The sequence below is a fragment of the Phytoactinopolyspora limicola genome (assembly GCF_011320225.1).
Lineage (GTDB): Bacteria > Actinomycetota > Actinomycetes > Jiangellales > Jiangellaceae > Phytoactinopolyspora > Phytoactinopolyspora limicola.
Map to the genome: position 1 here is coordinate 108,882 of NZ_JAAOEN010000005.1, position 24,534 is coordinate 133,415.

A 24,534-nucleotide genomic window follows, 5' to 3' on the forward strand; every position below is an offset into this window, starting at 1 on the left:
GTGTGAGTGCTCCTGTCCTTCCGGGTTACCGGCACTTCTATTCGGGCAAAGTCCGCGACCTGTACGCGCCGGAGGACGGCAGCCACCGCCTGCTGCTCGTGGCCAGCGACCGCATCTCGGCTTATGACTACATCCTGAGCAGCACCATCCCCGACAAAGGCCGCATCCTGACGGCGATGTCGTTGTGGTGGTTCGAGCAAGTGGCCGACGTGCTGCCCAATCATGTCGTCTCCACCACTGTTCCCAGCGCGGTGAGCGGCCGAGCAGTGCTGGTCGAGCGGTTGGAGATGGTGCCGGTTGAGTGCATCGCGAGGGGTTATCTCGCGGGCTCCGGGCTGGTCGAGTACCGGAAAGCCGGCGCCATCTGCGGTATCGGGCTGCCGCCGGGTCTGGAGAACGGTTCTCGGCTCGACGAGGCGATCTTCACGCCGACGACGAAGGCGGCCATTGGTGAACACGACGAGAACATGGACTTCCCCGAGGTCGAACGGCTGTTGGGCGCTGACCTCGCCGCCACTCTGCGCCGGCTGACACTGGAGGTGTATACCCGGGGAGAGTCGATCGCCCGCGATCGGGGCATCATCCTGGCCGACACCAAGGTGGAGTTCGGGCTGCGCGACGACGGCACCGTCGTGTTGGCGGACGAGGTGCTCACGCCAGACTCGTCGCGCTTCTGGCCGCTGGACAGCTGGCACCCTGGTCAGTCGCAGCCGTCGTTCGACAAACAGTTCGTCCGCGACTGGCTCGCCTCGCCAGCCGCGGACTGGGACCGCTCCGCCGGCACGCCGCCGCCGGAGCTACCGGATGAGATCGTCGAGCGGACGCGGCAGCGTTACGTCGATGCGTACGAACGTTTGACGGGAAACAAGTTCTGAGGCGGTTGGACCGGCCACAGCGGCCACTCGGCTGACCAGTCCGGCGGCGCGATCCTCCCGGACGCTCGGGAGCCGGCACCGCTGCGGGGGAATCCCAGCCTTCTGACGTATCCTGGGCGTGCCCATCTCTCCAGTCGCGCAAGGAGCGTCTGCCCGTGGCTCGTGTCGTCGTCGACGTCATGCTGAAATCCGAAATTCTCGATCCGCAAGGCAAAGCCGTGCACGGAGCGTTGAACCGGTTGGGGTTCGACGGCGTCACCGCGGTACGGCAAGGCAAACGATTCGAGATCGAACTCGACGGCGCCGCCACCCCGGAAGCGGTCGCGCGGATCGAGCAGGCGGCGTCCACTCTGCTGTCCAACCCGGTCATCGAAGACTTCGAGCTGCGGGTCGAGCAGTGAGGGTCACCGGTCGCAGATCGGCTAGGCGACGAGCGAGGGACGTGAGAGGAGCCCAAGCGTGACTATCGGAGTCGTCACCTTTCCCGGCTCGCTGGACGACAGCGACGCCATGCGCGCCGTCCGGATCGCTACCGGCGACGCCGTTTCGTTGTGGCATGGCGACGCCGACCTCAAAGGGGTGGACGCGATCGTCCTGCCCGGCGGCTTCTCCTACGGGGACTACCTGCGTTGCGGCGCCATCGCCCGGTTCGCTCCGATCATGGAGCCCTTGATCGACGCTGCCCGGGGTGGAATGCCGGTGCTTGGCATCTGCAACGGCTTCCAGATCCTGTGCGAGACCCATTTGCTCCCCGGTGCGCTCGTCCGTAACGATCACCGCAAGTTCGTGTGCCGAGACCAGAAGCTGCGGATCGAGAACACGTCGACGCCGTGGACCTCCGCCTATCAGCCGGGCCAAGAGATCGTCATTCCGTTGAAGAACGGCGAGGGCGGCTACGTCGCCGACGAATCAACTCTGGACCGGCTCGAAGCCCAGGGGCAGGTCGTCGCCCGTTACCTCGATGGCAACCCCAACGGCTCGTACCGGGACATCGCCGGCGTCGCCAACGAGCGGGGCAACGTCGTCGGGTTGATGCCGCATCCCGAACACGCGGTCGAGGCGCTCACCGGCCCCACCACCGATGGCCTCGGTTTCTTCACCTCCGTTCTGAATAGCTTGGTGACCGCATGACCATCGACACCATCGAGCACGCCGCCAAGACGCCTGACCAGCCCCAGCCGTGGGGTGAGCTCGGGCTGAAGGCCGACGAGTACGAGCGCATCCGCGAGCTGTTGGGGCGCCGCCCCACCAGCGCCGAGCTCGCCATGTACAGCGTGATGTGGTCCGAGCATTGTTCCTACAAGTCCAGCAAGGTCCACCTGCGCACGTTCGGTGAGTTGGCCCAGGAGACCAGCACCGGCAAGCTCCTGGCTGGCATCGGCGAGAACGCCGGTGTCGTCGATATCGGGCAGGGCTACGCCGTCACCTTCAAAGTCGAGTCCCACAACCATCCGTCATACGTGGAGCCGTACCAGGGTGCCGCCACGGGTGTTGGTGGGATCGTCCGGGACATCTTGGCTATGGGAGCGCGCCCGATCGGCGTCATGGACTCCTTGCGGTTCGGACCGTTGGAGGCGGCGGACACCCAGCGGGTGCTGCCCGGCGTCGTCGCCGGAGTCGGCGGATACGGCAACTGCCTCGGCCTGCCCAACATCGGCGGCGAGGTCGTGTTCGACCCTAGCTACGCCGGAAACCCACTGGTCAACGCCCTCTGCGTGGGGGTGATGCGGCACGAGGACCTCCATCTCGCGCACGCCTCGGGCGCCGGCAACAAGGTCATTCTGTATGGCGCCCGCACGGGAGGCGACGGCATCGGCGGCGTCTCGGTGTTGGCATCGGAGACATTCGAGTCCGAAGGGCCGGCCAAACGTCCCAGCGTGCAAGTGGGCGACCCGTTCATGGAGAAGTTGCTCATCGAGTGCACGCTGGAACTGTTCGCCGAAGGTTTGGTGGTCGGAATCCAGGACCTGGGCGGTGCCGGGTTGTCCTGCGCTACGTCGGAGCTGGCCAGTGCCGGCGATGGCGGCATGCATGTGGTCCTGGATCGGGTGCCGCTGCGTGATGCGACGCTTGCCCCGGAAGAGATCCTGATGAGCGAGTCGCAGGAGCGGATGATGGCGGTGGTCGAACCGGCCATGGTCGAACGCTTCATGCGGATTTGTGAGAAGTGGGACGTGCAGGCCGACATCGTCGGAGAGGTCAACGAGTCGGGGCGGCTGACCATCGAATGGCGGGGCGAGACCGTCGTCGACGTGCCTCCGCGCACCGTCGCCCACGAGGGGCCGGTGTACCAGCGACCCTTCGCGCGCCCGGCCTGGCAGGACACGTTGCAGGCGGCGGGTCCGTCCACTCTGGCCCGGCCCAGCACCGGCGCTGAGTTGCGTTCCACTCTGCTGCGGTTGATCGGTTCTGCGAACCTGTGCTCCCGGGCTTGGATCACCGATCAGTACGACCGCTATGTGTTGGGAAACACCGTCCTCGCGCAGCCGGAGGACGCCGGTGTGCTTCGCGTCGACCCCGAGACCGGCCTGGGCGTGGCGCTGTCCACGGATGCCAACGGCCGCTACGCCAAGCTCGACCCTTACCTGGGGGCGCAATTGGCGCTGGCCGAGGCGTATCGCAACGTCGCGGTTACGGGGGCGCGGCCGCTGGCCGTGACCAACTGCCTCAACTTCGGTTCGCCGGAGGACCCGGCCGTCATGTGGCAGTTCGCCGAAGCGGTCCGGGGGCTCGCCGATGGATGCCGCACGCTGGGCACACCCGTCACCGGCGGCAACGTGTCGCTGTACAACCAGACTGGCGACACCGCCATCCTGCCGACGCCCGTGGTGGGTGTCCTTGGTGTGATCGACGATGTCGCCGGCCGCGTACCCAGCGGGTTCAACACACCTGGCCACATCATCTACCTGTTAGGTGACACCGACGACGAGTTCGGGGGATCGGAATGGGCCCACGTGGTCCACGGCCACCTGGGTGGACAACCGCCCGCCGTGCGCCTCGACGCCGAACGAGACCTGGCCGAGCTGTTCTACCACGCCGCCCGGGACGGTCTCATCGCAGCCGCGCACGATGTCTCCGACGGAGGGCTGGCGCAGGCGCTCAGCGAGGCGGTGCTTCGACACGGCGTCGGCGCGCGGGTGTGGGTGCCGCCTGAGCTCGACCCATTCGTTTTCCTCTTTTCCGAGTCGACGGCGCGGGCGATCGTCGCCGTGCCACATCCGGAAGAGGTGCGTTTCACCGGGATGTGCGCGGCGCGTGGTGTGCCGCACGAGCGCATCGGTGTGGTGGACGATGCCGATGCGCTCGACGTTCAAGGTCAGTTCACCATTGGCCTGGACGAGCTGCGTGCTGCCCATGAGGGCACTCTGCCGGCGGCGTTCGGCGCGGACTGATCCGCGCGGTGGCACCCGGGCCTGTAGTGCAAGACACTAACTGCGGCCTATCCCACCAAGTTCGGTCAGCCGGAGGCTCAGCCGAGTCGCGAGTCGAGCTTGCCGACGGTATCGGCGGGTCAGGCGTCGATCCAATCGACGCTTCTCGGCCACCGTATGTCGCAGCACGTCAGCGTGCAGCTCACGGGTGCGTTCCCGGTGCAGCAGCATCCCTTGGGTCAGGTTCATGACTAGTCTCCGGCGTCGGCTGCGGCTGCCCGAGCAGCCGCGATCCGCGCAGTGTTGATGCGTGGAAGGGCGTAGGCGAACAACACGAGATGAACAGCGGCCGCAACCAGGAATGGTGTGCGTAAGGCCCATTCGCGGCCGAAGAGGGGTTCGCCGATGGCGACGATGACACCACCGAGCAGGCTACCCAGCGATATCGTGCCCCAGCCGAAGAACCGATAGACCGAATTGACCCGGCCCATGAGGTGGTCCGGGATGATCGACTGGCGTAGTGACACGGTGATGACATTCCACAGCACGACGAGGAACCCGCTGACGGTCAGTACCGCCCATACGAGGACCCCACTCGACACTAGCCCGATCACCGCCAGTCCGGTGCCCATGCCGAGCATGGAGACGAACAGCGACGTTCCGGTGCCGAGCCTGCGGCTCACTCGCTCGGCGCACAGCGAGGCGACGATGGCCCCGCCGGCGGTGCCGGTCAGCAAGAGGCCGAACCGGCTGGCGTCGAGCTCCAATACCTCCTGGGCGAACAGGACCATGATGGCCATGCAGGTGGCCGACATCGCGTTCAGTCCGCCCAGTACCAGGGCCAGTGATCGTAGGAGGTGGTGATTCCATAACCAGCGAACCCCCTCGGAGATCTCCGCCCGCCAGGCGATCCGGCCGGTGGTGGTCTGGCCTTTTGGGGTGAAGGCACCGGCGAGGGTGAAAACCAGCGCTGCCCCGATGGCATAGGTCCCGGCGGTGAGGAAGAACGGCAGCGCGAACGCGACGCCGAGGAGCAGGCCCGCCAGCGGTGGACCGGCGAACTGGTTGGTGACCATCTCCGCGCCCCACATCCGGCCGTTGGCCTTCTCCAGGCGGTCTTTGCTGACGATGGATGGCAGGAGGGTTTGGGCCGAGTTGTCGCGGAGTACCTCGGCGAAGCCGACCAGCAGGGCGGTCAGGTAGAGCAGGCCCAGCAGGAGTAGGGCATTGCCGGGTGGGTCGGCGCTGCCGTCGGCGATCGCATCGGGGCTGGTGAGATTGCCGTGCTGGGCGGCAATGACGCAGGCGAGGCTCATGATGGCGATGCAGCGGGCGACGTCCATCACCGCCACCAGCCGACGACGATCAAACCGGTCGGTGATGACACCGGCCGGCAGGGAGAACAGCAGCCATGGCAGCCGGGTGGCGAGGGTGACCAGGGCGATCTGGATGGGGTCGCGGGTGAGTGCGGACGCGAGCCAAGGAATGGCTACCACCATGAGTCCGTCACCCAGGTTCGACACCGTGGTGGCGGAGAACAGCGTCCAGTAATTGCGGCCAAGGCGCTGCTGCGAAGGCGTTGCGGTCGGGGCGGTCATGGGGCTTCGGGCGGGCCGTCGTGGCCGGCATCGGGAAGCGGGCGGCGCGTGGTGGGGTAGATGCCGATGGCGAAGCCGTAGACGACGTCGCCACCACGCGGCTCACGAGTGAACTCCATGATGAGGTCGTTGACCCGATCGCTCCATTCCGCGGCGCGCTCCGTCGGGATCCGGGCGTGCCGGATGTTGGCATTGAACGGGAGGTCGGGCGGCGCGTTGGAGATCTCTTCCGCTGCGGTCGACAAGGCCCGCTGGGGCATCGTCGTGGCTTCGTCGCTGCGCTGGAAGATGAATACCCGAGCAGTGCGGCCGTAGTACTTCGCTTCGATGGCCCGGACCCGCTTGGTGCGTACCACCCGCACTAGGCCGGCCTCTTCGAGCACCTTGAGGTGGTGGCCAACGGTCCCTTTGGGTTTGTTCAGCGCTACCGCCAGGTCTGACGTTGTAGCAGCTCGTTCGAGGAGCAGGCTCACGATCTGCTCCCGTGTTTCCTCGAAGAGTGCCCGGTACTGCGCACGCTGCGTCAGATCCAGTCTTTCGTCCAGCTCGTAGTCCGGCAGCGGCGTGGTGTCACCAGGCGAGTCCGCCGCCGCGCCGGCGGAACGGTCGGCATCTGCCGTATGGTCGGCCATATCCGTATGGTCGGTCATTCCAGACCATACGTCAATAGGTACAGTCGTTGATGTCGATGACCATCATGACTATGATGGTCACCGAGGTGATCGTATGAGTGGTTCTGATGCCGACCGGGTCTGGACGGTTGCCGAGGCCAAGTCCCGTTTCAGTGAACTCGTCCATCGGGCGAGCCGAGATGGCCCGCAAGTTGTTACCCGTCGTGGTGAGGAGGTTGTTGTGGTTGTGGCGACGGACGAGTGGCACCGGAAATCGACGCGGAAGGGGAGCCTCGCGGAGTTCTTTGCGAATTCGCCGATGGCGGGGCTGGACGTCGATGTTGAGCGAATCGAGATCGACATGCGAGAGGCCGACCTCGATGGCCCTGAGTACGCGGAGCCTGGCCCGTGACCTTCTTGCTGGACACGAACGCAGTGTCGGAGTGGTTCAAGCCAAGGCCCAACTCCGGATTGATGGCGTGGATGCACATGGTCGACGAGGATCGCACCTATGTCAGCGTCATCACGCTAGGTGAGCTGCGCAAGGGGGTCGAGCGGTTGCCGTCCGGATGGCGACGGCAGCGTCTGCAACTGTGGCTCATCGATGATTTGCGCGCGCGATTCGAGCATCGAGTGCTGTCGGTAGATGCCGAGACTGGCGACGCGTGGGGACGGTTGATCGCGCGGACGGAGAAAGCCGGGTGCAGAGTCGGCGTCACTGACGCGTTGATCGCTGCGACGGCGGAGGTTCATGCCCTCAAAGTGGTCACCAGAAACGTCAAACATTTTGAGCCGACCGGGGTGCCGGTGCTCAATCCGTGGACCGGATGACCTCTCGTTGCTGCGATGAGCTGCCATGACGCGGATGTGGTGGGACGTGTGTCGGGTCTTCGCGGCGTCGCGGTTACCGTGTGGTGGTGGCGAAACGAATCGATCCTGACGTGGTCTGGAGTACCTACTACGACGGGTACCAGGTGCTGCGGGAATGGTTGGTCGGATTGCCTCATCGGTACTGGGGCCACGAGAGTGTTCTGCCCGGTTGGACCGTAACCGAGCTGGCCGCTCATCTGGTCAGCGTGGTTGGCCGGGTGGGCGAGCTGACCCCGGCTGCCCGGTCGGTGGACGTGTTGACCGCCAGCCAGTACGTGCTTGCTTACGACACCAACGCCGGCGTCGTCGCTGACGAAGCGCGGGCCATCGCCGCCGCCGCGCGATCACAGCCGGACAGAGTGGTTGCCGCTATCGACGACGCGCTGGCGGTCGCGGTCGGCCGGATGGAGCAGCTCACGCCGGGGGATCCGGTGGTCGCGGGGCGCCGTGGTGCCATCCGGCTCAGTCAGTTCCTGTTGACCAGGGTGATCGAGATCGTCACCCACGCCGACGATCTTGCCCGTTCGGTGCGTGAGGTAGAGCCACCCGCCATGCCCCGGAGTACGCAGCGCACAGGTGTGCGGGCGCTGCTCGACATGCTCGCCGAGCGAGTGCCGGGCCGTACCGTCGAAGTGCGGGTTCCGCCGTACGCCGCAGTGCAGTGCATTGAGGGCCCCAGGCACACGCGGGGGACGCCGCCGAACATCGTCGAGATGGACGCTGCCACCTGGATCCGGCTGGCGACGGGCCGGGTTGCGTGGGATGTTGAGGCCCATGCGGGCCGGATCTCGGCCAGTGGGGAGCGCGCCAACCTGGCGGGTCACCTACCGCTGCTGTGAGGACCCGCCGCCGGTGGTGCGGCCGGGCCCGAGAATGCAGCTACCGCGGGGCGGTTCCCAAGGCATCATCCCTTGGCAAAACATGGGAACATGTGTTCGACTACACGTTATGCGATGGCAGAACCAGACGCTGAGTGTCGAGGCCGCTACAGCGCTGCCTGGCCTGCGGCGTATCCCCGGGCTCGTGCGTAGCGTCACCACTCCAGAGTTCGAGGGTGTCACGTTCCACGAGGTCGCCGCGCGAAGTGTGCTGAACAAGGTCTCGGCCATGTCTGAGGTGCCGTTCGGCTGGACGGTGAATCCTTACCGGGGCTGCACTCACGCTTGCACCTACTGCTTCGCCCGGCGCAGCCATGAATGGCTCGAGTTCGATGCCGGCCGTGACTTCGACTCGGAGATCGTCGTCAAGGTCAACGCGCCGGAGGTGTTGACCCGCGAAGTGGCCCGTCGATCCTGGACCCGCGAGCACGTCGCGCTCGGCACCAACACCGACCCATACCAGCGGGCCGAGGGGCGGTACCGGCTGATGCCGGGCATCATCCAGGCGTTGGCCGGATCCGGTACACCGTTCTCCATCCTCACCAAGGGCTCACTGCTCAGGCGCGACCTTCCGTTGTTGGCCGAGGTGTCGTCGACTGTGGAGGTCGGTTTGGCGGTTTCGATCGCTCTCGTGGATGAGCCACTGCATCGCAGCTTGGAGCCCGGCACGCCATCACCGAGGGCTCGCCTGACGCTGGTGCGAGCTGTCCGGGAGGCGGGCTTCGACTGCTCGGTGCTGCTCGCGCCCGTCCTGCCGTGGCTCACCGACACCTCCGTCGAGCTCGAGCGTGCTGTGGCGCAGCTGGCGGAGGCCGGCGCGAGTCGGGTCACCATGATCCCGTTGCATCTGCGGCCCGGTGCGCGGGAGTGGTTCATGCGCTGGCTGCGGCGCGAGCATCCGGGCCTGGTGGAGCGTTACCAACAGCTCTACGGGCGCGGCGCCTATGTGCCGGCACAGTACAAAGAGCACCTCCGGGAGCGGTTGCGGCCCATCTTGCGCCAGCACGGGTTCGACCGGCCGGACGCCGGCCGGACCCGCGCCGGTCATCGCGGCGCCGACCGCGGCCGAGACCAGACCGGACGGGTGTGCCCGGCGCAGCCGGCCGGCCAGCTGAGCTTGTTCGACCAGCACCCCCGGTGATCGAAACCACGATCGGGTCGCCATAGCGACACGATGCCGGCAATGATCACCGGTGCGGCTGTTCAGCCGGCACCGCGGCGTGAAAAGATCTGAGTCATCGTTCGTCTCGTTCTGGAGGTCCCCGATGCGTCTTGCTCGACGTAGTCGTCGTCTTGTTGTCACTACCACCCTCGTGTTGGGGGCAGGGTTGGCCGCGGCCGCTCCGGCATCGGCCAACGCCGGTGGTCCGCTGCCGGACACCGGATCGTCTCCACTGCCGTGGATCATCGGGGCCATCGTTGTCCTGGCGCTCGGCGGCGGGTTGTACGCGCTCTCCCGCCGCGGCAAGCAGTGAACCCGTGCGGTGTCCGTGGCGCCGGGCCAGGTGATGTCTCGTGAGTGATATCCGAGACGCCGCAACGAGCGTCTTCCCGTCAGTCCGGGCCGATCTCGAGCGGCTGGTTCGTATCCCGAGTGTGAGCGCTGATCCGTCGAATGCGGATGCGGTCCGGGCTAGCGCCGACGCCGTGGCCGAGTTGGCCCGCGCCGCGAGTGCCGCCGATGTCCAGGTTCTCGCCGTCCCGGAGGGCCAGCCCGCGGTGATCGCCAGGTGGCCGGCCCCCGCCGGCGCTCCCACGGTCTTGCTCTACGCCCATCACGACGTCCAGCCCACCGGCCCGGTGGCGGACTGGACCAGCGACCCGTTCGAGCCCACTGAGCGGGCCGGCCGCTTGTATGCCCGTGGTGCCGCGGACGACAAAGCCGGGATCATGGCCCACATCGCCGCGTTGCGGGTGTTCGACGGCCGCCCGCCGGTGGGGGTCACGCTGTTCGTCGAGGGTGAGGAGGAGATCGGCTCTCCGACGTTCACCTCTTTCCTCGACACACACCGAGATCTGCTCGCCGCCGACGTCATCGTCGTCGCGGACTCGATGAACTGGTCGGTAGACACACCTGCCCTCACCACCAGCCTGCGCGGACTGGTCGACTGTGAGGTGGAGGTGCGTGTCCTGGAGCATGCCGTGCATTCGGGTATGTTCGGTGGGCCGGTCATCGACGCGCTCACCGCGCTGTGCCGCCTTTTAGGTACGTTGCACGATACGAACGGTGCCGTGTCCGTCGAAGGCTTGGTCCACGCTCCGGCCGCGGAGGTGGACTACCCGACCGACCGGTTCCGGGAAGAGTCGGGGCTGCTGAACGGGGTTCAGTTGGTGGGTGCCGGCGCTTTGGCCGACCGGCTCTGGGCGCAGCCGGCGCTGTCAGTGGTCGGCATCGATGCCCCCAGCATCGCCGAGTCGGCCAATATTCTCGTCCACCGGGCGCGGGCGAAGATCAGCGTGCGGCTTGCTCCTGGGCAGGATCCGGAGGAGGCAGCCGGGGCAATCCGGGCACATCTGGTCGAGCATGCGGAGTTCGGAGCCGAGGTCACGGTGACCGACGGCGCGCTAGGAGCACCGTGTGTGCTGGACACCACTTCGCCGGCGTACCGAGCGACGGTCGATGCCCTGACCGAGGCGTTCGGGCAGCCGCCGGTGCAGATGGGATTGGGTGGCTCGATCCCGTTCATCGCCGAATTCCAGGACACCTTCCCCGCCGCCACCGTGGTGGCTACCGGGGTGGAAGACCCGGACTCCAGGGCACATGGCGTCGACGAGAGCCTGCACCTAGGCCAGTTCGAGAAGGTGTGCCTCGCCGAGGCGCTACTGCTCCAACGCCTGGCGGACACCGTGTCACCTGCCCGGTAGGAGCATGCCGCGAGTGCCAGTCAGTGGTATGTCACATACGATCTTGACTTCTCGTCGTAGATCGCTAATTTAGGGGCAACCGCTCACGCATAGCTGATGATCACCATGTGTGGTCCGGTGGGGGACGGCACTGATCGAAGGGATCGTCATGGCCCGTGCCCGCTTCCGCCCCCTCACCCTAGGCTCAGCCGTCGCTGCCTTAGCCGTCGCCTCGACGGCTTTCGTCGGTGTTCCCGCCGTCGCCGAGCCCACCAACGCACACTGTGGAACGGAGACCGGTGGCACCGGAACCTCCGCCTGGATCGATCATGAAGAGCTGCGCCGGGAGCTCACCGGGCTGGAGCAGCGTTCCCACGGCCGATTGAGTGTCGACGTCGTCGGCGAGTCCAACCGCGGCCGGGAGATCTGGGCAGCGCGCGTAGGTGAGGGCGACCGCGTCGTCTTGGTTCAGAGTGAGATCCACGGCAACGAGAAGACCGGAACGGACGCTCTGGTTTCTCTCCTACGGAAGATGTCCGCTCCGACACCTCAGGCGCAACGGCTGCGCGAGAACGTCACACTCGTTGCTATCCCCAAGATGAACCCTGACGCAGCCGAGTTGGACCGACGCGGCAACGACCGCTCGTGGGCCGACGTGGTGGCCGACTTCCCGCAGCTCGACGGAGCCCAGCCGGCGTGGAACTACTACACGGGAGTTCTCCAGGGCGACGACTACCGTGACCGCCCAGGCTTCGACGTCAACCGAGACTTCCACCCACTGCTCGACTACATTCCGCAGCCGGCCGACTTCCCCGGGGCGTCGGCCACGCCGGGCTGGTACATCCACCCCGAATCGCAGGCGGTCCGCGACGTCTATCGCGACCTTCAGGTGGAGTTCGGCAACGTTGACGTCTTCATCGACCTGCACCACCAAGCGCCCTGTTACGTGGTCGACGGCACCAACAACTGGGTGACGCTCTCGCTGTCCGGAAAGTTCATCGACATCGAGAACCACGAACATTTCGATCAGGGCTACGACCTCGACGCCGCCAAGCGGGCCACCCTCGCTGCGTATGACGCACTCCAGCAGGCCCGCTCGCCTTTCAGCAACATCTCGCTGTACCCGCAGAACATCGATCTCCCCGGTACGGCCCTGGGTTCGTTGGCGCTGAACGGCTCGGCGTCGGTGTTGTTCGAGGTCCGTGGCCAGACCCACAGTTGGGGCGCCAAGAAACGTGGTCAGCTGATTACCGCGGTCGAACGAGGGGTGATGGGCATCGTCGAGGCGGTCGCCGACGGCACGATCGACGAGCTCGACGCCGACCGGTACGACGACATCCCCGATCGCGGCTGATGGCGTCCGTCCGGCCGGAGGCCACCGGACGGCATCATGGGTGAGGTGATCTCGGTCGTGCGGTAGGGCTGCTCTGCCGGCGACACCATCGAGGCATCGGCGGGCTGGTGTCCAGGTGATCATCCACCTGGGCGCCGGCCGGCGTGTCCGGAGTCGGGGACAAACGACCCCCAGGCGTGGTTTATACTGGTTGACAGCCGCGGCCGAGTCCAGTGGACTCGGCCGTATCAGTGCCCGGGTTGTGAACTCGTCATGGTTACGCCATCTGATGTGTTCAGCCGACGGTGGAACGTCGCGCGAAGTCGGGTGCCCGCACCCAGTGGCTCGTCGCGCACCGCACCCCGCGGCCCGCGTGCAAGGGTGCGCCGACAGCATTAGTCAGCTGGAGCATACCCGTGACGATCGATCAACCCAGTGTGTCGCCCGACCGTTCCGACCGGCGCGGCCATCAACACTCCCGCCGCGACGGTCGGCCGTACAACCAGCGCCGGGGCGCTGACCACCGCAAGCGCCGCCCCGGCGGGCCGCCGCGAGAGCGCCGCGGCTTCGACCCCGCACGGCGTGCGGCCATCGACGCGTTCGACCCGGCCACGTCGGCCTTCCTGGCCATGGGTGTCCCGGAGCGGGTCGTCAAGATCCTTGGGGTCGACGGCATCACCGAACCAACCGTTGTTCAAGCCGCCGTCATTCCGGATGCGAACTCCGGTCGCGACGTCTTGGGCCGGGCCCAGACCGGGTCCGGAAAGACCCTCGCCTTCGGCCTGCCGATCCTGGCGAAGCTGGCCGGCTCGAAGAGCCGTCCGAACCATCCACGTGCACTGATCGTCGTTCCCACCCGTGAGCTCGCCGGCCAGGTGGTCACCGCCATCGAGCCGTTGGCCGAGGCGTTGCGCCTGCGGATGGTCACCGTGTACGGCGGTTCGCCGTACGACCGCCAGATCCGTCGATTGGATCGCGGCGCCGACATCGTCGTGGCCACCCCCGGCCGGCTCGACGACTTGGTACGACGCGGCGCCTGCCGGCTCGACGACATTGAGGTCGTGACGCTCGACGAAGCCGACCATCTCTGCGACCTTGGGTTCTACCCGGTCGTGGACGACCTCCTCGGCCAGACGCCGGTCGGCGGTCAGCGCCTGTTGCTGTCGGCCACGTTGGACGGCGACGTCGACAAGCTGGTGCGTCGCCACCTGACCGACCCGGCCCGGCACGAGGTCGACCCGGACGTCGGCTCCGTCACCACCATGGACCATCATGTGCTGGTTGTCGGCGCCGGACGGAAGATCGATGTCACGACGTCGTTGCTGCGGGAGAACCCGCGCAGCATTGTGTTCACCCGCACCAAGGGCGGCGCTACTCGGTTGGCGGCGGACCTGGAAGACGCCGGTGTGCCGGCCGTCGATCTGCATGGCGATCTGTCGCAGCGCGTCCGCGAGCGGAACCTCGACCGGTTCAAGAGTGGTCGCGCCCAGGTGGTCGTGGCGACGGACGTGGCCGCCCGCGGTATTCACGTCGACGGCGTCGGGCTGGTAGTGCATTTCGACCCAGCTGGCGAAGCGAAGTCCTACTTGCACCGGTCCGGCCGGACAGCCCGCGCTGGCGCGTCTGGTGCGGTGGTCACCATGGCGACGCCGGGGCAGGCGCGGGGCTTGGGTGACCTCTTCCGGCGAGCTGGCGTGGAAGTCAAGAGTGTCGACGCCCGTGCGGTCGCTAGTGGACCGATGACGATCGAGAGCCTTGCCGACGCACCGGCCATGCCGACGCCTGCGCCGACCACTGCCGCACGCGGCGCCCGTCAGGGTGGTAAACCACCGAGGAGGGGCACCGGACGGTCCGGTCACGGCAACCGATCGGGTCGACCTTCCCGGCCGCGACGCGGATAGCCGTAGGGCGACGTACACTCGGGATGTGGCTCACGGGGATGGACGGCTGACACAGGAGCTCGACCCTCAAGATCGCGGCCCCCAGGACGCATGCGGCGTGTTCGGCGTATGGGCACCTGGCGAGGAGGTCGCCAAGCTCTCCTACTTTGGTCTTTACGCACTACAGCACCGCGGCCAGGAGGCCGCCGGCATCGCCGTGGGTGATGGCGACAAGTTGCTTGTGTACAAAGACATGGGTTTGGTCAGTCAGGTGTTCGACGAGTCGACTCTGAACACCCTCGTGGGTCACGTCGCCGTGGGGCATGCGCGGTACTCCACCACCGGTGCCAGCGAGTGGCAGAACGCGCAACCCACCCTCGGCGCCACACCGGCCGGGACGGTCGCCCTCGGTCACAACGGCAACCTCACCAACAGCGAACACCTCCTGGAGGTCGTCCACGAGCGGTTGGGTGCGCCGGTGGGTGAACTGCGGTACGGCAATACCACCGACACCGCCTTGATCACCGCGTTGCTCGGTTCTTACCCCGGGACCTCGCTGGAAGACTGCGCGGCGGAGGTCCTCGCACAGCTGCGTGGCGCCTTCTCGTTGGTGTTCTGCGACGAGTCGACGTTGTATGCCGCCCGTGACCCGCAAGGGGTCCGTCCATTGGTGCTGGGCCGCCTGGAGCGCGGTTGGGTGGTCGCTAGCGAGACCGCCGCGTTGGACATCGTCGGGGCATCGTTCGTCCGTGAGGTGGAGCCCGGAGAACTCGTCGTCATCGACGCTCAAGGAGTGCGTTCCCGACGTTTCGCGGTGGCCGAGCGGAAGGGCTGCCTGTTCGAGTTCGTGTATCTCGCCCGACCAGACACCCAGATTTCCGGCCGGTCGGTGCACCTGACCCGGGTCCAGATCGGGCGCCGGCTGGCGCAGGAGCACCCGGTCGACGCCGACCTGGTTATACCCGTCCCGGAGTCGGGAACTCCAGCCGCGGTCGGTTACGCGGAGGAGTCGGGTATCCCGTACGGCATCGGTTTAGTCAAGAACTCCTATGTAGGGCGGACGTTCATCCAGCCCTCCCAGACCCTGCGCCAGCTGGGGATCAGGCTAAAGCTCAATCCGTTGCGGGAGATCGTCGCCGGTCAACGGCTTGTTGTCGTGGACGATTCCATCGTGCGTGGCAATACCCAACGCAAACTGGTGCAAATGCTGCGCGACGCCGGAGCGGCGGAGGTCCACGTGCGGATCTCCAGCCCGCCGGTCAAATGGCCATGTTTCTACGGCATCGACTTCGCTTCGCGGGCCGAACTCGTGGCGAACGATCTGTCGGTCGATCAGATCCGCGAGTCGATCGGGGCCGACTCCCTTGGTTACGTCACGTTGGAGGCATTGATCGAGGCCACCACGGTGCCAAAGAACGAGTTGTGCCGGGCCTGCTTCGACGGTGTCTATCCGATCGAGCCGCCCCGCACCCCGGGAAAGAACGTGCTGGATAGAGTAACCGCATGACGAGTTCGGGGGCCCCGTCGGGAACCACCTACGCCAGCGCCGGAGTGGACGTCGAGGCCGGCGACCGCGCGGTGGAGCTGATGAAGGAGTGGGTGGCGCGGACTCGCCGCCCGGAGACATTCGGCGAGCTGGGCGGGTTCGCCGGTCTGTTCGACGCCAGCGTGCTGCGCACTTACACCCGGCCGCTGCTCGCCACGAGCACCGACGGTGTCGGCACCAAGGTAGTAGTGGCGCAGCGGATGGGCGTACATCACACGATCGGTTTCGACCTCGTGGGTATGGTCGTGGACGACATCGTGGTGTGTGGCGCCGAGCCGCTGTTCATGACCGACTACATCGCCTGTGGCCGGGTGGTCCCCGAGCGCATAGCGTCGATAGTCCAAGGCATCGCCCAGGCCTGTGTGGCCGCTGGGTGCTCGCTCAGCGGCGGAGAGACCGCCGAACACCCGGGTCTGCTCGGCCCGGACGAATACGACATCGCCGGTGCTGTGACCGGTGTGGTGGAGGCCGACCGGCTGCTGGGTGCACACCGCGTGCGAGCCGGCGATGTGCTCGTGGCCATGGCGTCGTCAGGTCTCCATTCCAACGGCTACTCTCTCGTCCGGCATGTGCTGGAGCGGGCCGGCTGGGCGCTGGATCGGCATGTCGCAGATCTGGGCCGAACCGTGGGCGAGGAGCTCCTGGAGCCTACCAGGGTGTATGCGCTCGACTGCCTTGACCTTGCGAACAACGTCGAGGTGCACGCGTTGTCGCACGTGACCGGAGGCGGTCTGGCGGCCAATCTAGCTCGGGTGCTTCCGCCTGAGGTTTCGGCCCGCGTCGAACGCTCCACGTGGACCCCGGCGCCGATTTTCAGGCTGGTAGGTGAGGTGGGCGGCGTGGCTCAAGATGAGCTGGAACGCACGCTCAACATGGGAGTTGGAATGGTGGCCGTGGTGGCTGCTGACGCTGTTGACGACACCGTGCGGCGCCTGAATGACCGGGGTGTGCCGGCGTGGGTCGCCGGTGAGGTGATCGCCGGGGGAGCTGGCGCTGCCGAGCTTCAGGGTAGCTACGCCGCCTGAGTGCCGCACGTCGGGTGGCCGGCTGAGCAAACGGCCGAACGGCTACCCGGAAAAGTCGCTCTCCGCCCGGGCAGGCCAACGGTACCGCCGTGCCTCGGAGGCGAAATGCGGCAATACCGGTGGCTCTGCTCGTTCGGTGGGTACCGAAGCGACTAGCTCGCTAGCTAACTCGACGGCGGGGGTCATCACCCTCGTCGTCCTCGTAGCCTGCGTAGTACTCGGCCTCGTAGTCCTCGGACTGCTCGCCGGCATCTTCCTCGCCACGTAGTTCGCGCTGTAAAGCGTCGAAATCCGTGTCGAGGGTCTGATACTTAAGCCGACGGGCGACCTTTGTCTGCTTGGCCTTGGCCCGGCCGCGCCCCATAGGGTCGACCCCCTCGCACAAAACCGGGGCGACCAGATTAGCCGGACGCCCTCGTTTCCTTCGGTTGACATCTGCTCGTAGGTATAACGGTACAGGGTCGACCCCTGTTCCGTCTCATCCGGTGCCGACTTATTTCTCCTACCGGCGGTAGGAGAAGTATCACAGCCATCATACGTGCAGGTAGATGCCGCGCAGGCGACTGATCTCGGCGATCCGGCGCTCCGCGATGCGATCAGCGGCGACGGCCGGGGGAACACGTTCGCTCTGGGCGAGGGTGAAGATCTGCCGAGTAGTCTCGAAGATCTGCGTGGCTTTGCCCCTAGCCCGCTCGAAGGAGAACCCATGCAGCTCATCGGCCACTTGGATCACACCGCCGGAGTTGACGACGTAGTCCGGAGCGTAGAGCACACCCATCTCGTCGAGTAGTTGTTCTACCCCAGGATGCTCCAGTTGGTTGTTCGCGCCACCGCAGACCGCCCGGACGCCGCCTTTGGACAAGGCGGTGACGACGTCATCGGTGAGCGCGCCCCCGAGCGCGCACGGGGCGTAAACGTCGATGCCCGAGTCCAGCAGGTGGCCGGTGTCGTCTACGACGTCGACCTGGGGGTGTGCGCTCCGTAGTGCCGCGACGGCGGCTTCGGAGACGTCGGTGACCACCACATGTGCACCGTCGTCAAGGAGCAGGCCAGCCAACTTGGCACCGACCTTCCCGACACCGGAGATGCCGACCCGGCGCCCAGCCAGAGTGGGGTCGCCCCACAGTTGCTCGGCGCAGGCCCTCATGCCCTGAAAGACCCCGAACGAGGTGAGGACGCTGGAGTCTCCGGCACCCCCTTCAGCCGGTGATCGGCCGGTGACCCAGTTGCATTCGCGCGCTACCACGTCCATGTCGGCGACATAGGTACCGACGTCGCAGGCGGTGATGTAGCGCCCGCTGAGCGAGGCGACGAACCGCCCGTAGGCCCGCAGGAGCGACTCCGACTTGTGGGTGGCGGGGTCGCCGATGATGACAGCCTTGCCACCGCCGTGGTCGAGGCCGGCCAGAGCGTTCTTGTAGGTCATGCCCTGGGAGAGGTGGAGGACGTCGTCGAGTGCGGCGGCCTCCGACTCGTATGGGTAGAAGCGGGTGCCACCGAGGGCAGGGCCAAGGGCGGAGGAGTGGATCGCGACGATGGCGCGTAATCCACTGGACCGATCTTGGCAGAAGACCACCTGTTCGTGGCCGGATCGGGGGTCGGGGCCGGCGGTGCGGCTGAATACAAGAGGCGACGCCTCGGTCATGGTGATGACCTTTCTCCTTCGTGCCTGCGGGGTTGGCAGGCTTCGACGGGTGTCACCCTCCACTCTATCGGCCGGGTTTTGACACCGATTTGGCGAAAACGCCCTCGCGTGCCCACGTTGGGAGCTATGTTGATCTCGGATGGCGTCGGGGTCGGAGCAGACCACTCTGGGGTGATTTGCACCGATTGCGGCATTCGTGAAGTCTGCGTAGGCTTGCGCACGCCGTACACGGCATCATCCGAATGGTCAGAAAATCATCCAAATGGTCGGTTCGGGTCGAGCCATAAGGCTCTCCCATGGAAGATGGTCAGAAGGATGAAATAACTCTTGTGTGGCGGGACGGTCCCGTCACGTGGGGAAGGAAAGTGACGATGGCGACCAAGACTCAGGAAGCCGAGGCCCTCCTCACTCCTGCCGAGGTGGCGGCTATGTTCCGGGTTGACCCTAAGACGGTCACACGGTGGGCGAAGGCGGGTAAGCTCGAGTCGATCCGTACCCTCGGAGGACATCGACGCTACCGCGAGTCTGAGGTTCGCACCCTACTGAGCGGCCAGGTTCCGGGTCAGCGCAGTGAGGTAGACCTCAGTCTCTAGGGGTGAGCAGACAACTCTGAAAGACACATAGCCCTGGCCGGTGTCCCTCGCCGGCCAGGGCTTTTCGTCTGCTCGGGAGGGGTGGCGCCATAGTGTGTGGCCGCCCTCGGATGCGCCGTCACCCCCCGTTGTGCACCTGATCTCCGTTTTGACGCCTGATCGTTTTCACCGGGGTGATCAGGTGTGCTGATGGCGGGTGTCGGCGCCGTGTGGTGCACCTGATCGCCTCCACGATGCGGACATCCGACGATCAGATGCTTACTTGACGCCGATGGCTTGTGGCCGTGCATCTGATCGGCGGCGGGGCTGGGCGATCCTGACCGGTCCGGTGAGCCAGGGAACCGTGGCGGTGATGGTTATACGACGTCACTGTCGTTGTGGGTGTTGGCGGGGTCGACGCCGAGGGTGTGGTGATCAGATGCATCAACTAGCCGATGAGCGGTGTTGATGCATCTGATCGTCGGACGTCCGCATCGTGGAGGCGATCAGGTGCAGAACGGTCGCCATAATCGCGACGTCTGCGCACCTGATCACCCCGGTGAAAACGATCAGGCGTCAAAACGGAGATCAGGTGCATACCTGCGGGGGCGGTGAGGGGTCACAATGAGGAGCGTGATCCGTCCCGCCGGTGAGCCCGATCCTCCCGTGCAGCGGCCTGGTGTGCCTGGCCGTGGCGGCGGCCCCGGTCGTCTCGGCGCCGGGCGCAGCCCAGCGGAACCAGGGCGTCCAATGCAGGAACGCCATGCCAGTGCGGTAGACGGCGCTGCTGCGGGAGGGCCTCCGAGTGCGCCGGACCGTCCGCCGGGTGTGCAACTCGACGCGGTTCTAGAACGCTTCACCTACGCCAACGATGATACCGGCTACACCGTGGCTCGGGCCAGCACCGAACGTAGCGGAGACAACCTGATCACCGTCGTCGGCGCGCTGCTCGGCGCCCAACCCGGCGAATCGCTACGGATGACCGGACGGTGGACTTCTCACCCGCAGTATGGCCGGCAGTTCGAGGTGTGGAACTACACGACCGTCCTTCCTGCCACGGTTCAAGGCATCCAGCGCTACCTGGGTTCAGGCTTGATCAAAGGAATCGGCCCGGTGATGGCCGAACGGATCGTCGGACACTTCGGCCTGGACACCCTCGACGTCATCGAGTCCACCCCGGAGCGGCTAGGCGAGGTCGACGGTCTCGGCCCTAAACGCACGAAGCTGATCACCGCGGCGTGGGAGGAACAGAAGGCGATCAAGGAGGTCATGCTCTTCCTGCAGAGTGTCGGTGTGACCACGTCGATCTCGGTACGTATCTATCGGCAGTACGGTGACGCATCGATCTCCGTGGTCAAGGACGATCCATACCGGCTGGCCGCCGACGTGTGGGGCATCGGATTCAAGACCGCCGACACCATTGCCAAAGCCGTCGGGATCCCACACGACGCGCCGCAACGGATCCGGGCTGGACTCCAGTACACGTTGAGCGAGGCGGCCGATGCCGGCCACTGCTACCTACCTGAGCACGCACTCCTGGTGGCCGCGGAGAAGATTCTTACGGTGCCCGCCGGCCAGCTCATGCCGGTGCTGGCCGACCTCGTCGCCGATGAGGGCGTGGTTCGAGAGGAGTTGCCTAGCGGCGAGGGCGACCACATCGCCGCGGTCTATCTCGTGCCCTTCCATCGGGCGGAGCAGGCGCTCGCCCATGGCCTTCGCACACTCCTGGTGGCTCCCGCGGACCGGCTCGCCGCATTCGGTTCGGTGGATTGGGGCAAAGCCTTTGCGTGGTTGGCCGGGCGGACGGGGGTCGAACTGGCCACCGAGCAGGTAGCTGCGGTGAAGCTGGCGTTGACGGAGAAGGTGGCGGTACTCACCGGCGGGCCGGGGTGCGGTAAGAGCTTCACCGTGCGCTCGATCGTGGAGCTGGCTCGGGCCAAGCGGGCGAAGATCACCCTCGTGGCTCCGACGGGGCGGGCGGCGAAGAGGCTGTCCGAGTTGGTCGGTCACGAGGCGGCCACCATCCACCGGCTGCTACAGCTTCGCCCTGGGGGTGATGCGGCCTTCGACCGCGACAACCCACTCGACGCCGACCTAGTGGTGGTCGACGAGACGTCGATGGTCGATACGCTGCTGGCCAATCGCCTGGTCAAGGCGGTCGCCCCAGGAGCGCATCTGTTGCTGGTCGGCGACGTCGACCAGTTGCCCAGCGTCGGCGCCGGGGAGGTGCTGCGCGACGTGCTCGCGGCCGAGTCGATCCCACGCGTCCGCCTCACCCAGGTGTTTCGTCAAGCGCAGCAGTCCGGTGTGGTCGCCAACGCGCACCGGATCAATGCGGGCCAAAGTCCGGAGCTCACCGGTCTGGACGACTTCTTCTGGTTCGGCTGCGAGGACACCGAGCAGGCCGCCGATCTGCTCGTGGACGTCGTCACGCGTCGGATACCGCGCCGGTTCGGCCTCGATCCGCGCCGTGACGTCCAGGTCCTGGCGCCGATGCACAGAGGTGCGGCCGGAGCGGGTGCCTTGAACGAGCGCCTTCAGCAGGAGTTGACGCCCGCGCGTGATGGCGCACCGGAACGGCGGCACGGCGGGCGGGTGTTCCGTGTCGGCGACAAGGTCACGCAGATCCGCAACAACTACGACAAAGGTGCGGCCGGTGTGTTCAACGGCACGGTGGGTGTCGTCACCGCCATTTCGGTCGAGCAGCAGGTGCTGACGGTGCGTACCGACGAAGACGAGGACGTCGATTACGACTTCGCCGAACTCGATGAGCTTCAGCATGCCTATGCCATGACTATCCATCGTTCCCAGGGCAGTGAGTACCCCGCCGTGGTGATCCCGTTGACCACCAGTGCGTGGGTGATGTTGCAACGCAACCTCCTGTATACGGCGGTCACCCGCGCTGCGCGGCTCGTGGTGCTGGTTGGATCTCGGAGGGCGCTGGCGGTTGCGGTGCGTACCGTCGGTGCTGGCCGCCGGCATACCGGCCTTACCTATCGGCTTGAGTCGGCTTGAATCGGCTGGCGTCGCGACGCTGCGCACCGGCTCCGCCCGTCGTGTGACGTGGTGGCGGGCGGAACCGGCGCGCTCGTGACCCCCGTCGGTGAGTCCGTTTGACGTCGCTGACAGTCTCGGAAGAGCGACACTAGTTGGCTGCTGCCTCGGCTCTCTGCGTTTCGAGTTGAGCTTTCTGTTCCTCCAGCCAGGCATCCCGCTTGGCACCCGGCACCCAGCCGCGGTTGACCACCCGGATCTGGAAGATCGACGCGCCGATCACGAGCGCCAGGCCGATCACCACGCTGAGAATGACACCGACGGCTGTGCTGCCCAGCAGCCCGCTGCCGATGAGAATGCCGAACCAGCCGAAGTCGGTGTCGCCGAACGTGCTGTTTTCCACCCCGAGTTCACCGAGGACGAGCAGCAGTCCCGCCGGCAGGAAGGTGATGAGGACGCCGTTGACGAATCCACCGATGGCAGCGCCGATGCGCCCGCCGGTGGCGTTGCCGTACACGCCGGCGCCTCCCCCGGTGAAGAAGTGCGGCACCATGCCGGGCAGGATGAGCGCCAAACCGAACACTGGACCGGCCCACGCGGCTAGCAGGGCGAGGCTGGCCAGGCCGCCGAGGAACGACGCGAGGAATCCGATGAGCACTGCGTTCGGCGCGAACGGGAACACGATCGGGATGTCGAGCGCTGGCTTGGCTCCGGGCACTACCTTGGCCGCGATGCCTTGGAAGGCTGGCACCAGCTCGCCCAGAATGGTGCGGACGCCGTAGAGGATGATCGCCACCCCGACGCCGAACTGCAGCGCCTGGGCAAAGGCATCCATGATGAACGCGCCGCGGTCGGCCGACCCAAGGATGCTCAGGGCTTCCTCCGTGGGGAGCGAGATCAGCCCCCAGATGGCGAACGCGAAGTAGATCAGCACCATTGACAGTGCGGTGGCCACCATGGAGTCACGGAGGAAACTCAGACTCTTCGGAAAGTTGATCTCTTCGGTCGACTTGCTGCGTTGCCCGACGGCCTGGCCCGAGGCGCCGGCGGCGATGTAGCCGAGTGTGCTGAAGTGGCCGATGGCGATGGTGTCGTCGCCGGTGATCTTCTTGGTCCAGGGATGCGCCAGAGCGGGCATGACCACCATGATCACTCCGAGTAGCATCGCCCCGATGACGACGACGAGCCAGTTGAGGTCTTCGCCGAATCCGACCGTGAGTACCACCGACAGCAGCAACGCCATGAACACCATGTGATGGCCGGTCAGGAAGATGTACTTGAGTGGCGTGAACCGGGCCAGCAGGAGCATCACCGCGAAGCCGAGCACGAGCACGTAGGCACTCGTGGTCCCGTACTGCTCGGACGCGATGGCGGTGATCACCTCGTTGGTGGGAATGACCCCTTGGGCGCCTGTGACGGCGAGGATCAGGTCACCGAGCGGAGTTAGTGAGGCGACGACGACGCCGGCCCCGGCGCCGAGAATGAGGAAGCCGAGGGTGGCCTTCAGGCCCCCTCCGATCACCTGGCCAACCGAACGGCGTAGAGCGATCAGGCCGATGGCGGTGATGATGCCGATCAGGTAGGCCGGCACGTTGAGGATGTGCTGGCCGATGAAGTCGAGGATCTCTGCAGGCCACTCCATCGTGGGCCCTCCTGTTCTCGAACGGTCGGCGGGAGCTGGGGCGGGTTACTCGACGGCGCTCTGGATCTTCTGGGTGATCTCGGCCACGTCGAAGAAGTTGTCGATCACGATGACCTTGGCGGGAACGTCGCCGATCTCGGTGGCGAGTTCGGCCGACGTCAGGACAACCTGGGCGGTGCGGGCTGCACCACGGGCAACGCCGATGTCTGCCGCCTCCACGTCAGCGTCGATGCCGAGGGAGCGCAGCGCTTTCTCGGCGTTCATCTTCAGAAGGACCGACGTTCCGATCCCCATGCCACACACGGCGACGATCTTCATTGGGCTTCCTTCCTCGTTTGCGGGGCGGACGATTCGTTTGACTGGTGAAGGCCGGCTAGCTGGTGGCGGCGAACTCGGTAAGAAGACGGCGGACTTCGTGCTCGTCGGTTGCGGCAATGAGCTGCCGGACCCGTTCCGGGTCGACCAACACGCTGGCCAGCTCGGCCATGACCGCCAGGTGTCCTTGATGGTCCGTAGCCGCGAGTCCGATGACGAGGGAGACCGGGTCGTTGGCCGTGTGCCCGAATTCGACCGGCGCACTCAGACCTACCCAGCTGAGCCCGGTACGGAGGACGGCCGGCGACGGTCGGGCGTGGGCGAGTGCGACACCGGGCGCCACCACCATGTACGGGCCGTGTTGCAGGACGACGTCGATCATCTCGTGCGTGTAGCGGTTGGTGGCGACGCCGCCGGCCACGAGTCCGTCCCCCGCGAGTGTCACCGCTTCCCGCCAGTCGGCCGCAGCTGCCTGCGTCACGATCGACGAAAGCTCGTCGGCGAGGTTCACTGCCACGGTGTCAGCTCCTAGATA

Annotated in this window: 24 protein-coding genes; 16 read left to right on the plus strand and 8 right to left on the minus strand. The window is 66.2% G+C overall.

The features are described 5' to 3' along the window. Positions 1-2 precede the first annotated feature (2 nt). From G8760_RS14520 to purL, 4 genes are all read left to right on the plus strand, one after another. Positions 3-875, plus strand: a complete 873-nt coding sequence (locus G8760_RS14520; protein WP_166352339.1) for a phosphoribosylaminoimidazolesuccinocarboxamide synthase — start codon at positions 3-5, stop codon at positions 873-875. A gap of 155 nt (positions 876-1,030) precedes the next feature. Beyond that, entirely contained in the window at positions 1,031-1,276 is a 246-nt protein-coding gene (gene purS, locus G8760_RS14525; RefSeq protein ID WP_166352341.1) for a phosphoribosylformylglycinamidine synthase subunit PurS, read from the plus strand. Between the two features lie 58 nt (positions 1,277-1,334). Then, the gene (gene purQ, locus G8760_RS14530) at positions 1,335-2,006 is read left to right on the plus strand and encodes a phosphoribosylformylglycinamidine synthase subunit PurQ (RefSeq protein ID WP_166352343.1); all 672 of its coding nucleotides are present in this window, start codon (positions 1,335-1,337) and stop codon (positions 2,004-2,006) included. Continuing rightward, positions 2,003-4,267, plus strand: a complete 2,265-nt coding sequence (gene purL / locus G8760_RS14535; protein WP_166352345.1) for a phosphoribosylformylglycinamidine synthase subunit PurL — start codon at positions 2,003-2,005, stop codon at positions 4,265-4,267. Before purQ ends, purL begins: the two co-directional genes overlap by 4 nt. A gap of 36 nt (positions 4,268-4,303) precedes the next feature. Here purL and G8760_RS14540 read toward each other — a convergent pair whose 3' ends face one another. Genes G8760_RS14540 through G8760_RS14550 form a run of 3 tightly spaced genes read right to left on the minus strand, consistent with a single transcriptional unit; the run spans position 4,304 to position 6,476 of the window. Then, positions 4,304-4,495 carry a hypothetical protein gene (locus tag G8760_RS14540; RefSeq protein ID WP_166352347.1) on the minus strand — a complete coding sequence of 64 codons (192 nt, stop codon included), beginning with the start codon at positions 4,493-4,495 and terminating at the stop codon, positions 4,304-4,306. A 2-nt stretch (positions 4,496-4,497) separates the two neighbouring features. Continuing rightward, the gene (locus G8760_RS14545) at positions 4,498-5,844 is read right to left on the minus strand and encodes an MFS transporter (protein WP_166352349.1); all 1,347 of its coding nucleotides are present in this window, start codon (positions 5,842-5,844) and stop codon (positions 4,498-4,500) included. Further along, positions 5,841-6,476: an ArsR/SmtB family transcription factor gene (locus G8760_RS14550; protein WP_166352351.1), complete on the minus strand. Its 636-nt coding sequence runs from the start codon at positions 6,474-6,476 to the stop codon at positions 5,841-5,843. Before G8760_RS14550 ends, G8760_RS14545 begins: the two co-directional genes overlap by 4 nt. Positions 6,477-6,570: 94 nt before the next feature. Here G8760_RS14550 and G8760_RS14555 point away from each other — a divergent pair, with 94 nt between their 5' ends. From G8760_RS14555 to purM, 10 genes are all read left to right on the plus strand, one after another. Continuing rightward, positions 6,571-6,867 (plus strand): type II toxin-antitoxin system prevent-host-death family antitoxin, encoded by a 297-nt coding sequence (locus G8760_RS14555; RefSeq protein WP_166352353.1) that lies wholly within the window; start codon positions 6,571-6,573, stop codon positions 6,865-6,867. Beyond that, entirely contained in the window at positions 6,864-7,286 is a 423-nt protein-coding gene (locus tag G8760_RS14560) for a type II toxin-antitoxin system VapC family toxin (RefSeq protein ID WP_166352354.1), read from the plus strand. The genes G8760_RS14555 and G8760_RS14560 overlap by 4 nt, the downstream gene beginning before the upstream one ends. A gap of 86 nt (positions 7,287-7,372) precedes the next feature. Continuing rightward, a complete protein-coding gene (locus tag G8760_RS14565) occupies positions 7,373-8,164 on the plus strand; it encodes a sterol carrier family protein (RefSeq protein ID WP_166352356.1) in 792 nt (263 codons plus the stop codon). A gap of 109 nt (positions 8,165-8,273) precedes the next feature. Beyond that, entirely contained in the window at positions 8,274-9,344 is a 1,071-nt protein-coding gene (locus G8760_RS14570) for an Rv2578c family radical SAM protein (RefSeq protein WP_166352358.1), read from the plus strand. 124 nt (positions 9,345-9,468) lie between these two features. Further along, positions 9,469-9,678, plus strand: a complete 210-nt coding sequence (locus tag G8760_RS14575; RefSeq protein ID WP_166352360.1) for an LPXTG cell wall anchor domain-containing protein — start codon at positions 9,469-9,471, stop codon at positions 9,676-9,678. A gap of 40 nt (positions 9,679-9,718) precedes the next feature. Continuing rightward, positions 9,719-11,068, plus strand: a complete 1,350-nt coding sequence (locus G8760_RS14580; RefSeq protein ID WP_166352362.1) for a dipeptidase — start codon at positions 9,719-9,721, stop codon at positions 11,066-11,068. A gap of 148 nt (positions 11,069-11,216) precedes the next feature. Continuing rightward, the gene (locus G8760_RS14585) at positions 11,217-12,401 is read left to right on the plus strand and encodes a M14 family zinc carboxypeptidase (protein WP_166352364.1); all 1,185 of its coding nucleotides are present in this window, start codon (positions 11,217-11,219) and stop codon (positions 12,399-12,401) included. Between the two features lie 395 nt (positions 12,402-12,796). Further along, on the plus strand, positions 12,797-14,281 hold the full coding sequence (locus G8760_RS14590) for a DEAD/DEAH box helicase (RefSeq protein WP_207782365.1): 1,485 nt from the start codon (positions 12,797-12,799) through the stop codon (positions 14,279-14,281). 25 nt (positions 14,282-14,306) lie between these two features. After that, entirely contained in the window at positions 14,307-15,767 is a 1,461-nt protein-coding gene (purF, locus tag G8760_RS14595; RefSeq protein ID WP_166352366.1) for an amidophosphoribosyltransferase, read from the plus strand. After that, positions 15,764-16,831 (plus strand): phosphoribosylformylglycinamidine cyclo-ligase, encoded by a 1,068-nt coding sequence (purM, locus tag G8760_RS14600; protein ID WP_166352368.1) that lies wholly within the window; start codon positions 15,764-15,766, stop codon positions 16,829-16,831. The genes purF and purM overlap by 4 nt, the downstream gene beginning before the upstream one ends. Positions 16,832-16,991: 160 nt before the next feature. Here the strand turns inward: purM and G8760_RS14605 are convergent, their stop codons facing one another. Further along, positions 16,992-17,195, minus strand: a complete 204-nt coding sequence (locus tag G8760_RS14605; protein WP_166352370.1) for a DUF3073 domain-containing protein — start codon at positions 17,193-17,195, stop codon at positions 16,992-16,994. Positions 17,196-17,363: 168 nt separating this feature from the next. Next, positions 17,364-18,476 carry a Glu/Leu/Phe/Val family dehydrogenase gene (locus tag G8760_RS14610; protein ID WP_166352372.1) on the minus strand — a complete coding sequence of 371 codons (1,113 nt, stop codon included), beginning with the start codon at positions 18,474-18,476 and terminating at the stop codon, positions 17,364-17,366. Positions 18,477-18,847: 371 nt separating this feature from the next. Here G8760_RS14610 and G8760_RS14615 point away from each other — a divergent pair, with 371 nt between their 5' ends. Both G8760_RS14615 and recD2 read left to right on the plus strand, forming a co-directional pair. Beyond that, positions 18,848-19,069: a BldC family transcriptional regulator gene (locus tag G8760_RS14615; RefSeq protein WP_162453515.1), complete on the plus strand. Its 222-nt coding sequence runs from the start codon at positions 18,848-18,850 to the stop codon at positions 19,067-19,069. A 729-nt stretch (positions 19,070-19,798) separates the two neighbouring features. Further along, the gene (gene recD2, locus G8760_RS14620; protein ID WP_166352744.1) at positions 19,799-22,063 is read left to right on the plus strand and encodes an SF1B family DNA helicase RecD2; all 2,265 of its coding nucleotides are present in this window, start codon (positions 19,799-19,801) and stop codon (positions 22,061-22,063) included. Positions 22,064-22,193: 130 nt separating this feature from the next. Here the strand turns inward: recD2 and ulaA are convergent, their stop codons facing one another. The 3 genes from ulaA to G8760_RS14635 are packed head-to-tail and all read right to left on the minus strand — an operon-like array spanning position 22,194 to position 24,516. After that, complete coding sequence (gene ulaA / locus G8760_RS14625) at positions 22,194-23,684, minus strand: PTS ascorbate transporter subunit IIC (RefSeq protein ID WP_166352374.1); 1,491 nt, start codon at positions 23,682-23,684, stop codon at positions 22,194-22,196. A gap of 45 nt (positions 23,685-23,729) precedes the next feature. Then, positions 23,730-24,002: a PTS sugar transporter subunit IIB gene (locus G8760_RS14630; protein ID WP_166352376.1), complete on the minus strand. Its 273-nt coding sequence runs from the start codon at positions 24,000-24,002 to the stop codon at positions 23,730-23,732. Between the two features lie 55 nt (positions 24,003-24,057). Next, positions 24,058-24,516 (minus strand): PTS sugar transporter subunit IIA, encoded by a 459-nt coding sequence (locus tag G8760_RS14635; protein WP_166352378.1) that lies wholly within the window; start codon positions 24,514-24,516, stop codon positions 24,058-24,060. Positions 24,517-24,534 lie beyond the last annotated feature (18 nt).

Bases quoted from the DNA above. Each gene is read 5' to 3' on its own strand.
- G8760_RS14550 (WP_166352351.1), bottom strand. From the start codon at position 6,476: ATGGCCGACCATACGGCAGATGCCGACCGTTCCGCCGGCGCGGCGGCG.
- recD2 (WP_166352744.1), top strand. From the start codon at position 19,799: ATGCAGGAACGCCATGCCAGTGCGGTAGACGGCGCTGCTGCGGGAGGG.
- purM (WP_166352368.1), top strand. From the start codon at position 15,764: ATGACGAGTTCGGGGGCCCCGTCGGGAACCACCTACGCCAGCGCCGGA.
- purL (WP_166352345.1), top strand. From the start codon at position 2,003: ATGACCATCGACACCATCGAGCACGCCGCCAAGACGCCTGACCAGCCC.
- G8760_RS14605 (WP_166352370.1), bottom strand. From the start codon at position 17,195: ATGGGGCGCGGCCGGGCCAAGGCCAAGCAGACAAAGGTCGCCCGTCGG.
- G8760_RS14575 (WP_166352360.1), top strand. From the start codon at position 9,469: ATGCGTCTTGCTCGACGTAGTCGTCGTCTTGTTGTCACTACCACCCTC.
- G8760_RS14585 (WP_166352364.1), top strand. From the start codon at position 11,217: ATGGCCCGTGCCCGCTTCCGCCCCCTCACCCTAGGCTCAGCCGTCGCT.
- G8760_RS14630 (WP_166352376.1), bottom strand. From the start codon at position 24,002: ATGAAGATCGTCGCCGTGTGTGGCATGGGGATCGGAACGTCGGTCCTT.
- G8760_RS14570 (WP_166352358.1), top strand. From the start codon at position 8,274: ATGCGATGGCAGAACCAGACGCTGAGTGTCGAGGCCGCTACAGCGCTG.
- ulaA (WP_166352374.1), bottom strand. From the start codon at position 23,684: ATGGAGTGGCCTGCAGAGATCCTCGACTTCATCGGCCAGCACATCCTC.
- G8760_RS14540 (WP_166352347.1), bottom strand. From the start codon at position 4,495: ATGAACCTGACCCAAGGGATGCTGCTGCACCGGGAACGCACCCGTGAG.
- G8760_RS14555 (WP_166352353.1), top strand. From the start codon at position 6,571: ATGAGTGGTTCTGATGCCGACCGGGTCTGGACGGTTGCCGAGGCCAAG.
- G8760_RS14545 (WP_166352349.1), bottom strand. From the start codon at position 5,844: ATGACCGCCCCGACCGCAACGCCTTCGCAGCAGCGCCTTGGCCGCAAT.
- G8760_RS14615 (WP_162453515.1), top strand. From the start codon at position 18,848: ATGGCGACCAAGACTCAGGAAGCCGAGGCCCTCCTCACTCCTGCCGAG.
- G8760_RS14610 (WP_166352372.1), bottom strand. From the start codon at position 18,476: ATGACCGAGGCGTCGCCTCTTGTATTCAGCCGCACCGCCGGCCCCGAC.